Annotated in this window: 11 protein-coding genes and 1 pseudogene; 5 read left to right on the top strand and 7 right to left on the bottom strand. The window is 71.8% G+C overall.

Annotated elements, in window-relative coordinates; genetic code table 11:
* The 5 genes from G3I65_RS11495 to G3I65_RS11475 all read right to left on the bottom strand — a co-directional run.
* Positions 1–491 (bottom strand): M20/M25/M40 family metallo-hydrolase (locus G3I65_RS11495; RefSeq protein WP_160696094.1); only part of this gene is annotated, 491 nt, incomplete at its 3' end.
* A 197-nt stretch (positions 492–688) separates the two neighbouring features.
* Complete coding sequence (locus G3I65_RS11490; protein WP_160696093.1) at positions 689–991, bottom strand: hypothetical protein; 303 nt, start codon at positions 989–991, stop codon at positions 689–691.
* 49 nt (positions 992–1,040) lie between these two features.
* Positions 1,041–2,036 (bottom strand): methylmalonyl Co-A mutase-associated GTPase MeaB, encoded by a 996-nt coding sequence (meaB, locus tag G3I65_RS11485; RefSeq protein WP_160696092.1) that lies wholly within the window; start codon positions 2,034–2,036, stop codon positions 1,041–1,043.
* Positions 2,037–2,039: 3 nt separating this feature from the next.
* On the bottom strand, positions 2,040–4,208 hold the full coding sequence (scpA, locus tag G3I65_RS11480; RefSeq protein WP_160696091.1) for a methylmalonyl-CoA mutase: 2,169 nt from the start codon (positions 4,206–4,208) through the stop codon (positions 2,040–2,042).
* On the bottom strand, positions 4,205–6,040 hold the full coding sequence (locus tag G3I65_RS11475; RefSeq protein WP_166639951.1) for a methylmalonyl-CoA mutase family protein: 1,836 nt from the start codon (positions 6,038–6,040) through the stop codon (positions 4,205–4,207). Before G3I65_RS11475 ends, scpA begins: the two co-directional genes overlap by 4 nt.
* Positions 6,041–6,178: 138 nt before the next feature.
* On the opposite strand from G3I65_RS11475, the gene G3I65_RS11470 reads away from it, so the two are divergent.
* Complete coding sequence (locus G3I65_RS11470) at positions 6,179–7,888, top strand: serine/threonine-protein kinase (protein ID WP_160696095.1); 1,710 nt, start codon at positions 6,179–6,181, stop codon at positions 7,886–7,888.
* Positions 7,889–8,018: 130 nt separating this feature from the next.
* Here the strand turns inward: G3I65_RS11470 and G3I65_RS11465 are convergent, their stop codons facing one another.
* Positions 8,019–8,651, bottom strand: coding sequence for a MerR family transcriptional regulator (locus G3I65_RS11465; RefSeq protein WP_160696090.1), 633 nt, complete (start codon positions 8,649–8,651; stop codon positions 8,019–8,021).
* A 114-nt stretch (positions 8,652–8,765) separates the two neighbouring features.
* Here G3I65_RS11465 and G3I65_RS11460 point away from each other — a divergent pair, with 114 nt between their 5' ends.
* From G3I65_RS11460 to G3I65_RS11450, 3 genes are read left to right on the top strand one after another with little or no spacing between them, the layout of a single operon-like run.
* Positions 8,766–9,707 (top strand): hypothetical protein, encoded by a 942-nt coding sequence (locus G3I65_RS11460; protein ID WP_160696089.1) that lies wholly within the window; start codon positions 8,766–8,768, stop codon positions 9,705–9,707.
* Complete coding sequence (locus G3I65_RS11455) at positions 9,704–10,123, top strand: ABA4-like family protein (protein ID WP_160696088.1); 420 nt, start codon at positions 9,704–9,706, stop codon at positions 10,121–10,123. Before G3I65_RS11460 ends, G3I65_RS11455 begins: the two co-directional genes overlap by 4 nt.
* The gene (locus G3I65_RS11450) at positions 10,120–10,899 is read left to right on the top strand and encodes a purine-nucleoside phosphorylase (RefSeq protein WP_160696087.1); all 780 of its coding nucleotides are present in this window, start codon (positions 10,120–10,122) and stop codon (positions 10,897–10,899) included. Before G3I65_RS11455 ends, G3I65_RS11450 begins: the two co-directional genes overlap by 4 nt.
* Positions 10,900–10,981: 82 nt before the next feature.
* On the opposite strand, the gene G3I65_RS11445 is transcribed toward G3I65_RS11450, so the two are convergent.
* On the bottom strand, positions 10,982–12,142 hold the full coding sequence (locus G3I65_RS11445; RefSeq protein ID WP_160696086.1) for a glycosyltransferase: 1,161 nt from the start codon (positions 12,140–12,142) through the stop codon (positions 10,982–10,984).
* Positions 12,143–12,172: 30 nt separating this feature from the next.
* Between G3I65_RS11445 and G3I65_RS11440 the strand changes: the two are divergent.
* Positions 12,173–12,357: pseudogene (locus G3I65_RS11440) on the top strand (phospho-sugar mutase); the annotation flags it as partial.

Here is a 12,357-nt window from a genome sequence, read left to right as displayed (position 1 = left end):
GCCAGCGCGCGGGCCGCGCCGAGCAGGATCGCCGTGTGGGCGTCGTGGCCGCACATGTGGGCCGCGCCCTCGACCGTCGACGCGTACGGCAGGTCGGTCGCCTCGGTGAGCGGCAGCGCGTCCATGTCCGCGCGCAGCGCCACGCACCGCTCGCCGCTGCCGATGTCGCAGACGACGCCGGTGCCGCCGGGCAGCACCCACGGCTTGAGCCCGACGGTGCGCAGCAGCGTGACGACCAGTTCCGTGGTCGCGAACTCGTGCCGCGACAGCTCCGGGTGCGCGTGGATGTGCCGGCGCCAGGCGAGCACGTCCGTCGCGTTGGCGCGCAGCCAGTCGTCGAGCCAGAACGGGCCGCGGCCCGCGCCAAGGTCCTCCACGGGAGCCATGCTTACGCCGGCTTCGGAAATGAGCGCCTCAGGCCCCTCCATAGGGGTCATCATGCGCCCATGGGGGTCACCTGGAACGTCCGGTCGTGAGTCCAGCACCGTCACGCCGCACCTCCTCCCGCAACACGGGTAACCCGCGCAGCGGCTGGGGTCACGCTTCGTGCCGATCGATCTGTTGTACGCATTTGCAGACGATCGTGCACCATGCAGGCGGCAAGCCGCGCCTCGAAAAGGGCCGTCCTAGATGGCCGGTAGCGGATCTGCGTTGAACGGCGTGCAGTAGTTCGGCAAAGCCGAAGGCGTCAGGAGCCCTTGGCCTTCTTCGAGCGGACCCGCCTGCCCCAGATGACGATGCCGAGCAGCACGACCGCGATCAGGCCCGCGACCAGCTTGTTCTTCGTCTTCTCGGTGTTTGCCTTGTCGGTCTGGGCCGGGTCCAGCACCGGGCCCGGTGGCTGGGTCTGCGCCAGGACCGGCGCCACCGCGACGTGCGCCGAGGTCACCGACGCCGCCACCGGACGCAGCGGCTCGGCCAGCGCGGGCGACGCGGTGAACAGCACCGCACCGAGCACCCCGACCAGGACCAGAACCCGCAGTTTCGCCATGTCATCCCTTCGCCACGACCAGGCATTCTGCCCGCGGACCGCCGGTGCGTCAGCCACCACGCGGTGGACCGAACGCGTCGAGGATCCGCTGTGCACCGAGGGTAGCTGTCAGCTCACCGGCGCGCACCGCCCGTTCGACGTCGGGAACGACCGTTCGCACGTCCGGATGCGCCGCCAGGCGACTGAGCAACTGCTCGCGCACCATGGCCCAGGTCCAGTCGACCTGCTGCCGGCGGCGGCGCGCTTCCAGCTCGCCGGACGCCGAAAGTGTTTCGCGGTGCCGCTCGATCGCGCCCCAGACTTCGTCCAGGCGCAGGTTGTGCAGGCCGCTGCAGGTGAGCACGGGCGGGGTCCACGCGGCTTCCGGGCCGTAGATCATCCGCAGTGCGCCCGAAAGCTCCCGCGCGGCCCGCTTCGCGTCCCGTTCGTGGTCGCCGTCGGCCTTGTTGACCGCGATGACGTCGGCGAGTTCCAGCACGCCCTTCTTGATGCCCTGCAGCTGGTCGCCGGTGCGCGCGAGGGTCAGGAACAGGAAGCAGTCGACCATGTTCGCGACGGTCACTTCGGACTGTCCCACCCCGACGGTCTCGACCAGGACGGTGTCGTAGCCCGCGGCTTCCATCAGCACGATCGTCTCGCGCGTCGCCCGCGCGACGCCGCCGAGCGTGCCGGACGTCGGCGACGGCCGGATGAACGCCCGCTCGTCGACCGCCAGGCGCGCCATCCGCGTCTTGTCGCCGAGGATCGACCCGCCGGTCCGGGTGGACGACGGGTCGACCGCGAGCACGGCCACCTTGTGCCCGGCCGCCGTCAGGTCGGTGCCCAGCTGGTCGATGAAAGTCGACTTGCCGACACCGGGGACGCCGGTGATGCCGACGCGCCGCGCGCCGCCCGACTGCGGAAGCAGCTCGACCAGCAGCTCCTGCGCCTGCGCCCGGTGGTCTTCCCGCTGCGACTCGACGAGCGTGATGGCCTTCGACAGCGTCCCGCGGTCCCCCGCGAGGACGCCCTTGGCGTAGGCGCCGACGTCGATCTTGCGCGGCAAGGGTCAGGACTCCTGCGCCGACAGCTGGCCGAGCAGGTCGATCGCCGCGTCCGCGAGCACCGTGCCGGGACCGAAGATCGCCGCCGCGCCGGCTTCGCGCAGCGCCGGGTAGTCCTGCGGCGGGATGACGCCGCCGACGACCACCATGATGTCCTCGCGGCCCAGCTCGGCGAGCTCGTGGCGCAGCGCCGGCACCAGCGAGAGGTGCCCGGCGGCCAGCGACGAGACGCCGACGACGTGCACGTCCGCCTCGATCGCCTGGCGGGCGACCTCGGCCGGGGTGGAGAACAGCGGGCCGACGTCGACGTCGAAGCCGATGTCGGCGAAGCCGGTGGCGATCACCTTCTGGCCGCGGTCGTGGCCGTCCTGGCCCATCTTCGCGACGAGGATGCGGGGACGGCGGCCCTCTTCCTCGGCGAACTTCTCGACCAGCTCACGGGCCTGCTCGACGTTCTGCGACTTACCCACCTCTTCGCGGTAGACGCCCGAAATCGTCCGGATCTGCCCGGAGTGGCGGCCCCAGAGCTTCTCGAGCGCGTCGGAGATCTCGCCGACGGTGGCCTTCGCGCGGGCCGCGCCGATGGCCAGCTCCAGCAGGTTGCCGCCGTTCCCGGCGCCCTCGGTGAGGCGGCGCAACGCGTCTTCGGTCGCCTGCGGGTCACGCTCTTCGCGCAGCCGGCGCAGCTTCTCCAGCTGCTGCGTGCGGACGCCCGCGTTGTCGACCTTGAGGACTTCGATCTCTTCGTCGTCGGTGACCTGGTACTTGTTGACGCCGATCACCGGCTGCCGCCCGGAGTCGATGCGGGCCTGGGTGCGCGCGGCGGCCTCTTCGATGCGCAGCTTGGGGATGCCCGCGTCGATCGCCTTGGCCATGCCGCCGGCCTGCTCGACTTCGGTGATGTGGCCCCACGCCTTGCGCGCGAGGTCGTAGGTCAGCTTCTCGACGAACGCGCTGCCGCCCCACGGGTCGATCACGCGCGTGGTGCCGGATTCCTGCTGCAGCAGCAGCTGCGTGTTGCGGGCGATCCGCGCGGAGAAGTCCGTCGGCAGCGCGAGGGCTTCGTCGAGGGCGTTGGTGTGCAGGGACTGCGTGTGCCCCTGGGTCGCGGCCATCGCCTCGACGCAGGTGCGGACGACGTTGTTGTAGACGTCCTGCGCGGTCAGCGACCAGCCCGACGTCTGGGAGTGCGTGCGCAGCGAAAGCGACTTCTGCGACTTCGGGTCGAAGCCCTTCACGAGCTTCGCCCACAGCAGGCGCGCCGCGCGCAGCTTCGCGACCTCCATGAAGAAGTTCATGCCGATGGCCCAGAAGAACGACAGCCGCGGCGCGAACTTGTCGACACTCAGCCCGGCGTCGACGCCCGAGCGGATGTACTCGACGCCGTCGGCGAGGGTGTAGGCCAGCTCGAGGTCGGCGGTCGCCCCGGCTTCCTGCATGTGGTAGCCGGAGATGGAGATCGAGTTGTACTTCGGCATGTGCTGCGAAGTGAAGGAGAAGATGTCGGAGATGATCCGCATCGAGGGCTGCGGCGGGTAGATGTAGGTGTTGCGGACCATGAACTCCTTGAGGATGTCGTTCTGGATGGTCCCCGCGAGCTGCTCCGGCTTCACCCCCTGCTCCTCCGCCGCGACGACGTACAGCGCCAGCACCGGCAGCACCGCGCCGTTCATCGTCATCGACACCGACATCTTGTCGAGCGGGATGCCGTCGAAGAGCTGGCGCATGTCGTAGATCGAGTCGATCGCCACGCCCGCCATTCCGACGTCGCCGGAGACGCGCGGGTGGTCGGAGTCGTAGCCGCGGTGGGTGGCCAGGTCGAACGCGACCGAGAGGCCCTTCTGGCCCGCGGCGAGGTTGCGCCGGTAGAAGGCGTTGGACTCCTCGGCGGTGGAGAACCCGGCGTACTGGCGGATGGTCCAGGGCTGGTTGACGTACATCGTCGGGTACGGCCCGCGCAGGAAAGGCGCGACGCCGGGGTACGTGCTCAGGAAGTCCACATCGGACAGGTCGTCGGCCGTGTAGACCGGCTTGACGCCGATGCCTTCGGGCGTCTCCCAGGCGAGGGCGTCGGGGCCCTTGCCGGTGGCGTCCTGCACGGCCTTGGCCCAGGCGTCGCGGTCGCCCGGCGACGGCGTGCCGAGGTCGAGTCCGGCGAAGTTCGGGATGCTCATCGGGTGACTCCCAGCTTGGCGTGCAGGCCGTTGAGGACGTCGAGGGCGTCGCAGCCGGCGAAGACGTTGCCGTCCACGCCGTCGAAGGAGCCCTTGCCCGCCAGTAGTACGTGGTCGGCGCCGAGGGCCTTGGCGACGTCGGCCGCCTGTGCCGCGTAGGCGTCGTCGGTGCCGCAGAGGCAGGCGATCTTCGCGCCGGACGCGCGGAACGCGCCGGGCAGGTCGTCGGTCGCGCCCGGGTTGACGGCTTCGATCCCGCCGGCCTGGAACAGGTTGGCGGCGAACCCGGCGCGCGCGGTGTGCGCGGCGACCGGGCCGAGGGTGGCGAGGAAGACCTTGGGCCGCTCGCCGTGCGAAGCGAGGTACGCGTCCGAAGCGTCCCGCAGGGCTTCGAAGCCTTCGGCGTACCGGTGGCGCGGCAGCCCGCCGTCTTCCGCGGTGGCGAAGGGTTCCCGGGTCACCGGCTTCTCGGCCAGGTTCGGGAACTCGCTGACGCCGGTGAGCGGGTCGCGGCGGGTGGCGATCCGCTTCGACCGTTTCTCCCACGTCTCGGCCAGCCGGCCGGCGAGCGCGCCGGACGCGAGTTCGGCGACCAGGCCGCCCGCGCCTTCGATGGCGGTGAACTCGGCCCAGGCCGCGTGCGCGAGGTCGTCGGTGAGCGTCTCGACGTACCAGGAGCCGCCCGCCGGGTCGACCACGCCGGCCAGCTTGGACTCCTCCAGCAGCACGGCGTGGGTGTTGCGGGCGATCCGCGCGGAGAACGCGTCGGGCTTGCCGATCGCGGCGTCGAACGGCAGCACGGTGACCGCGTCCGCGCCGCCGACACCCGCGCCGAAGCAGGCGACGGTCGTGCGCAGCATGTTCACCCACGGGTCGCGCCGGGTCAGCATCGACGGCGACGTCACGGCGTGCTGGCGCATCGGCGAGGTGAAGCCGCACACCTCGGCGACGCGCGCCCACAGCCGGCGGGCAGCCCGCAGCTTCGCGATGGTGGAGAACTGGTCGGCGGTCGCGGCGATGCGGAACTCGAGCTGGCCGGCCGCGGCTTCGGCGTCGAGACCCGCGTCGATCAGGGCCCGCAGGTACTCGACCCCGGCGGCCACCAAGGCGCCCAGCTCCTGGGCGTCCGACCCGCCCGCCTCGTGGAACGGCAGGCCGTCGGCGACGATCGTGCGCACCTTCGGGTACTTCGCGGCGGCACGCGCGGCGAGCGCGGCGGCCGGCCCGAGATCTGCGGTCACGCCGGAGCGGGCGGCCAGCCCGATCGGGTCCGCGCCCAGCACGGCGGTGGCCTCGCTGGCCGGGATCTCCCGCTCGTCGAACAGCTCGAACAGCGCGTCCGCGGCGGCTTCGAAATCGGCACCGGCGTCCAGGACGACCGGTGCGAGGTCGAGGTAGACCTCGTTGAGCGCGTCGGCCAGCGCGGACGGCGGCACGGTCAGCCAGATCGACGTCACGCCACCTTCGAGGTCGGCCAGGACGGCCTTGTTGACCGCGCGGCCGTCGTCGCCGGTGAACCGGGCGCGGACGTCCCAGCCGGTGCTGACCTGGCCTTCCGGCCGCGCGCCGCGCACGTAGGGCGGCAGACCGGGGAAGCCGGTTTCGCCGGGGACGTCGTCCGCCGTGTACAGCGGCTGGATCTCGATCCCGTCGTAGGTGCGCGTGACGAGCTTGCTCTCCGGCGCACCCGCGAAATCCTCGGGCAACCTGCCGCTCTTGCGCAGGACACCCGCGACGAGCTCCTGCCACTGCTCGCGCGTCGCCTGGGGGAACTCGGCCGCCAGGTCGAGTTCGGAGATCGGCACTGACTCCGGACCGGCCACTTCAGTCATACCCAGTGATGGTAGAGGCACTCGCCGCGCCCGCCCTGTGAGTCTGGTCGCGCTAGGGGGACGCCCCGGGCAGGTTAGGGGCCGGTCACGCGGGTACGACACAATTGGCGCGTGCCCCCCTCCAGCGAAGAGACACGAGTGGTCGCCGGTCGCTACCGGCTGCGTTCGGTGCTCGGCTCCGGGTCGATGGGCACCGTCTGGTCCGCCTACGACGAGTTCCTCCACCGGCAGGTGGCCGTCAAGGAGATGAAGGTGCCGCCGGGCATTCCGGCGTCCCAGGCGGACGAACTGCGGGAGCGGACGCTGCGCGAGGCCCGCGCGATCGCCGTCCTCTCCCACCCGAACGTGATCATCCTGCACGACGTCGCCCGCGAGGACGATCAGCCGTTCGTGGTCATGGAGCTGCTGCCCTCGCGCAGCCTGGCGCACATCCTGCGCGACCACGGGCCGCTGACCGTCGAGCAGGCCGCCGCGGTCGGCATCGCCGTGGCGTCGGCGCTGGAGGCCGCGCACGCCGCCGGCATCACCCACCGCGACGTCAAGCCGGGCAACGTCCTGGTCGCCAGCGACGGCCGGATCAAGCTGACCGACTTCGGCATCGCCCGCAACGTCTCCGAGGCGACCATGACCCGCACCGGGATCATGCTCGGCTCCCCCGCCTACATCGCGCCCGAGGTCGCGTCCGGCGGCGCGGTCGTCCCGGCCGCCGACCTCTGGGGCCTCGGCGCCACGCTGTTCGCCGCGGTCGAGGGCGCGCCGCCGTACGACGCCGACGGCGACCCCCTCGAGACCGTCGGCAAGGTCGTCAACGGCAAGGTCCCCAAGCCGAAGGCCGGGCCGCTCGCCGAGGTCATCTCCGCGCTGATGAAGAAGGAGCCCGGCGACCGGATCACCCTGCGCGAGGTCCGCCACCGGCTCTACCCGCTGCAGTCGAAGACGGCGCTCGACCTGTTCGGGCCCGAGCTGTTCCGCACCCCGGACGGGAAGAAGACGTCCGCGCAGCCGGACGCGACGGACACGCAGGTCATCAAGACCGTCCTGCCCGAGAAGAAGGCCGAGGGGTCGAGCAGCGAGCTCGCCACGGACCCCGGCCCGCTGCCGTTCCTGCGCCCGCCTGCCCCGAGCACGGGATCGGCGCCGACGGTGTTCGCCGCCCCGCCCCGGCCCGCCCGCCGCGGCTCACGGGCCACCGCCCTGCTCGTCGCGCTGGCGATCCTGCTCTTCCTCATCGCCGCGGGCGGCGGCTTCGCGCTGGCCAGGGCGGTCGGCGGCCAGTCGCTGCTGCCGCCGGCGGCCGAGCCGCGCCCCACGTCGAACGGCCTCACCGACGTCCCGCCGCCGTCACTGGTCCGCCAGTCCGGCGACGCGAGCTACGCGACCGGCGAGGGCGGCCAGTTCGGCCTCGACGTCCCGCAGGGCTGGCAGAAGTTCACCGCACCCCACAACACGACGAAGTTCGGGGCGAGCACGGCCGTCCAGTACGTGTCTCCGGACGGCCGCCGCTCGATCCGTGTGGAGCGGCTGGCGAACTACTTCGGCAAGTTCCCGGACGACACCGAGTACGTCAACTGGCTGAAGCAGACGTACTCCGGCGACGGCTTCGAGCTGTTCGGCCCGTCCCCGGACGCGGGCGGCAAGGGCACCACGTTCACCTACCGCACGCTGGAGAGCGGCCTGCTCCCGGGCAACACCGACGACGGCCGCGTCACGCGGGTGACGTTCATGAACCTGGTACAGGCGGGCGACAGCCTGTGGGTGCTGTCGGTGACGGCCCCGGTCGAGCAGGAAGACGCGACGCGGCGGGATGTTTTCGACCGCGTCGCGCCGACGTTGAGCGTTTCGGACTAGGGCGCCCGGCCCAGCACCTCGCGCGCCAGCAATGTCATGAACGACCCTTTCGTTGCGTCCAGCGCACTGAACGACCCGTTCACAACATCGCCGTCCGGCACGCGCGACCGCCGACGTCGAGCGTCTCGGACTAGGGCGCCCGGCCCAGCACCTCGCGCGACACGTACTCCTGCGCGAGGTGGCGCAACCCGGTGAAGATGCGGTCGCCCAGCACCGTCGCGATCAGCCCGGCCTCGATGATCTTGTCGAACGACGTCAACCCCGTCACCACCTCGACGTCCAGCTCCGCCACGCGCAGCGCCAGCTCGAAGTACTCGTCCAGGCGCTCGGCGAGCTTCTCGTGCCCGAGCTCCTTCGCCGTGGCCAGCGCCGCGATCAGGTTGGCGACCGTCCGGTCCTCCGCGCCGTGCCACTTCCAGCCGTACCGGTGGGCCAGCTCCTGAAGCAGCTTCGACGCCCACTCCGCGGCTTCCTCCGACACCTGAGGCGGCTCGCCAGCCAGTTCCTCCTGGACGACGCCCATCGTCTCGTGCGGCGTCCGGTCTTCGTCGATCGCGCTCAGCACGGCGCCGACCGAGGCCAGCGGGAGGCCGCCGACGTCGGTGAGCGCCTTGATCAGCCGCAGGCGCTGGACGTGCGCCGGGGAGTACCGGGCCTGGTTCGGGCTGGTGCGCTCCCCCGGCGGGAGCAGGCCTTCGCGCAGGTAGTACTTGACGGTCGCGACCGGCACCCCCGACTCGGCGCTCAGTTCGGCCATCCGCATGCGCATCCGCTCCGATCCCAGGGTCGGTCTCCGGGGCAACCCTGAAGACTTCTCAGCATGGAGAGCTTAACTTCCCATAACGGAGAGCTTGACTATCCATTCTGGGAGGGAACCATGACCATCCTTGCCGACGCCAGGAGCAGAACGCGCGGGTGGCACCGGCCGTCCGCGGTCTTCGCCGCCGTGCTCGGGGCCGTCGCCGTGCTGTGCGTCGCCGCGATGCTCGTCGACCAGCGGACGCTCGCCGGCGCGCCGATCTGGGCCAAGCCGTTCAAGTTCGCCGTCTCCGGCGCGCTCTACTTCGCCACCTGGAGCTGGCTCGTCTCGCTGCTGCCGCGGTTCCGGCGCACGGCGGGGTGGCTGACGGACTTCCTGGTGCTGATCTTCGCCGCCGAGTACGTCCTGCTGACATTCCAAGCCGCGCGCGGGCGGGCGAGCCACTTCAACATCGCGACCCCGCAGGACGAGCTGATCTACAACGTCATGGGCAAGATGATCATCGGGCTGCAGGCCGCCACGCTCGCGCTGACCGTGCTGGTGATGTTCACCAAGCTGGAAGACCGGGCGACCTTCTGGGCCGTGCGCGCCGGCGCCGTGCTGTCCCTGGTCGGCATTTCGCTGGGCATCCTGATGACGAGCCCGTCCGCGCAGCAGCTCGCGCAGTGGCGGACCGGCGGGCACCCGGACATGGTCGGCGCGCACACCGTCGGGCTCGCCGACGGCGGCCCCGGCCTGCCGGTCCTCGGCTGGAGCACGGTGGGCGGCGACCTGCGGATCCCGCACTTCGTCGGGATGCACGCGCTGCAGGCGCTGCCGCTGCTGGCCATCGGCCTCCTGGCGCTGGCGTCCCGCTTCCCGCGGCTGCGCGACGACGTCGTCCGCGCGCGGCTCGTGCTGATCGGCGCCGCCGCGTACGCCGGACTGATCGCGCTGGTGACGTGGCAGGCGCTGCGGGCGCAGTCGATCGTCCACCCGGACGCGGCGACGCTGGCCGCGGCCGCGGCACTGGTCGCGGCGGCCGGGCTGGGCTCGTGGGCCGCGGTGCGCGTCCGATGACCCTCTTCGACCTGGCGTTCCCGCTGGCGGCGCCGTTCTGGGCACTGCTGATCTTCGCGCCGAAGTGGCGGTGGACGGCCCGGATCATGGCGTCGCCGTGGGTGCCGCTGCTGCCGCTGGCCTGCTACTTCGCGCTGGTGCTGCCGCACTTCGGCGAGTGGGCGCGCGCGATGCTCCGGCCCGACCTCGGCGTGCTGCAGGCGTTGCTCGCCACGCCGTGGGGTGCCGGGCTGGTCTGGGCGCACCTCATCGCGTTCGACCTGTTCATCGCGCGGTGGATGTACTTCGAGGGGCGGGAGCGGGACATCTCGCCGTGGGTCGTCAGCCCGATCCTGGTGGTGACGATCTTCCTCTCGCCGTTCGGGCTGGTGGCGTTCCTGGTGGTCCGGAGCGTCCGGATACGCTCGCGGGCATGAGTGAACACGAAGCCGCGAGCGCCATCGCCAAGCGCACCGGCGTGGCCGCGCACGACATCGCGGTGGTCCTGGGGTCGGGCTGGCGCCCGGCGGCGGACGTCATCGGGGAGTGCGAGACGGAGATCCCGTTCGCCGAGCTGCCCGGCTTCACCACGCCCGGCGCGGTGGGCCACGGCGGCACCATCCGCTCGCTGAAGATCGGCGGCAAGAACGTCCTGGTCATGCTGGGGCGGACGCACTTCTACGAGGGCAAGGGCATCGACCCGGTGGTGCACAACGTGCGCACCGCCGCGGCGGCCGGCGTCCGGACGGTGCTGCTGACGAACGCTGCGGGCGGCCTGCGCGAAGGGTTCCAGGTGGGTCAGCCGGTGCTGATCGCCGACCACCTGAACCTGACCGCGCGCTCGCCGATCGTCGGCGCGAACTTCGTCGACCTGACGGACCTGTACTCGGCGCGGCTGCGGAAGATCGCGCGCGAGATCGACCCGTCGCTCGAAGAAGGCGTCTACGCGGGACTGACCGGGCCGCACTTCGAGACCCCGGCCGAGATCCGGATGCTGCGCACGCTGGGCGCGGACCTGGTCGGCATGTCGACGGTCCTGGAAGCTATCGCCGCCCGCGCGGCCGGCGTCGAGGTCTTCGGCCTGTCGCTGGTGACGAACCTCGCCGCGGGCATGACCGGCGAACCGCTGAACCACCAGGAAGTCCTGGAAGCGGGCCGCGCGGCGGCCACGAAGATGGGCTCCCTGCTGCGCGACCTGATCACCCGCGCCTGACCCGAAACGCGCCACTTTCGGTACGAAAGTGATCCGGAGGCCGGTCCTCCGCGTCACTTTCGTACCGAAAGTGGCGTCTTGGTCAGGCGAGGGTGGGGAGCTGGGCGGCGACGTCGGCGGGGGACGGCATTGCCGCCACTTCGGCGGCCAGCGCGCGGGTCGCGTCGCGGACCGAGGTGTCCGTGAGCAGGTGACGGGCCTGGGACGCGACGGCCTCGGCCGTGACCTCCGGGCCGAGCAGCCGCGAGCCGACGCCGGCCGCGACGACCGCGTCCGCGTTGCTGAACTGGTCCGCGCCCTGCGGCAGCAGGAGCTGCGGGAGGCCCGCGCCGAACGCGCCGAGCGTCGTGCCGCTGCCGCCGTGGTGGACCACCAGGTCGACGTGCGGCAGCAGCTCCGACTGCGGGACCCACGCCTCCAGCCGGACGTTCTCCGGCACCTCGCCCAGTACCGCGGGATCGACCGTCGGGCCGGTGGCGACCAGGACGTCGACGTCCAAACCGGACAGACCGGTGATCGCCGCGCCCAGCACGCCCGCGTGGCCCATCGCCGTGCCGAGGGTCAGGTAGACCAGCGGCCGCCGCTTGTCCAGCACGCCCGCGGGCAGCTCGCCCGGCTCGCTCCAGCCGACCGGCCGCAGCGGCACGCGGTGCGCCCGCGCCAGGAAACCGGGCTCCTGCACGGACTCCGGGCAGATGTCGACGAACGGACCGGTGAACGCCAGGTCCTCGCCGACCTCGATGCCGAGCGTCGCGGCGTGCTCGCGGATGGCGTCGCGGATCCGCGTCACCATCGGGTCTTCGCTCGACACGCGGCCGAACCCGTGCGCCACCACCGGGATCCCGGCCTTCAACGCGGCGAGCGCGCCGCCGGAGTTGCCGACCTCGCTCACCACCAGGTCCGGCCGGACGTGCTCGAACAGCGGCAGCAGGTCGGCGGCGAACCGCTTCGGCATGAACTCGCCGAACACCTTCGCCACGATCGGCCCGAGCACCTCGGGCGGGATCTCGCCGGGCGGCCGCCGCGGGCCGGGCGGCCCGGACTCGGCGAAGGCCTGCCCGAACGCGTCCTTGATGGCGAGCCCGGCGGCGGCCGTCTCGAGCCCGGCTTTCGTCAGTTGGGGCAGGAAGTCTTCCGAAGTGGCGAAAACGACGTCGTGGCCCGCGTCGCGCGCGGCGATCGCCAGCGGTACCAGCGGGAACGTGTGACCGAAGGACCCCAGTGAGGTGAAGAGCAAGCGCACTCACCCCACCCTAGCCCGTAGGCTGGCGCGGTGACAGTGAATTCCACCCTGCGTGACGCCGCCTTCCGCTGGATCGCCGACGACCCCGACGACGGCTCGCGCGCCGAGCTGCAGGGCGTCCTCGCGAAGGCGATGGGCGGCGACGCCGAGGCCGCCGCCGATCTGGCCGACCGGATGGCCGGGCCGCTCGAGTTCGGCACCGCCGGCCTGCGCGG

The organism is Amycolatopsis sp. SID8362, from assembly GCF_010550475.1.
GTDB classification, from domain to species: domain Bacteria; phylum Actinomycetota; class Actinomycetes; order Mycobacteriales; family Pseudonocardiaceae; genus Amycolatopsis; species Amycolatopsis eburnea.
The sequence above is the reverse complement of the archived record's forward strand: the minus strand, read 5'-3'. Positions and strand labels throughout refer to the sequence as shown.

Bases quoted from the DNA above. Each gene is read 5' to 3' on its own strand.
- G3I65_RS11460 (WP_160696089.1), top strand. From the start codon at position 8,766: ATGACCATCCTTGCCGACGCCAGGAGCAGAACGCGCGGGTGGCACCGG.
- G3I65_RS11490 (WP_160696093.1), bottom strand. From the start codon at position 991: ATGGCGAAACTGCGGGTTCTGGTCCTGGTCGGGGTGCTCGGTGCGGTG.
- scpA (WP_160696091.1), bottom strand. From the start codon at position 4,208: ATGAGCATCCCGAACTTCGCCGGACTCGACCTCGGCACGCCGTCGCCG.
- G3I65_RS11465 (WP_160696090.1), bottom strand. From the start codon at position 8,651: ATGCGGATGGCCGAACTGAGCGCCGAGTCGGGGGTGCCGGTCGCGACC.
- G3I65_RS11450 (WP_160696087.1), top strand. From the start codon at position 10,120: ATGAGTGAACACGAAGCCGCGAGCGCCATCGCCAAGCGCACCGGCGTG.
- G3I65_RS11455 (WP_160696088.1), top strand. From the start codon at position 9,704: ATGACCCTCTTCGACCTGGCGTTCCCGCTGGCGGCGCCGTTCTGGGCA.
- G3I65_RS11475 (WP_166639951.1), bottom strand. From the start codon at position 6,040: ATGACTGAAGTGGCCGGTCCGGAGTCAGTGCCGATCTCCGAACTCGAC.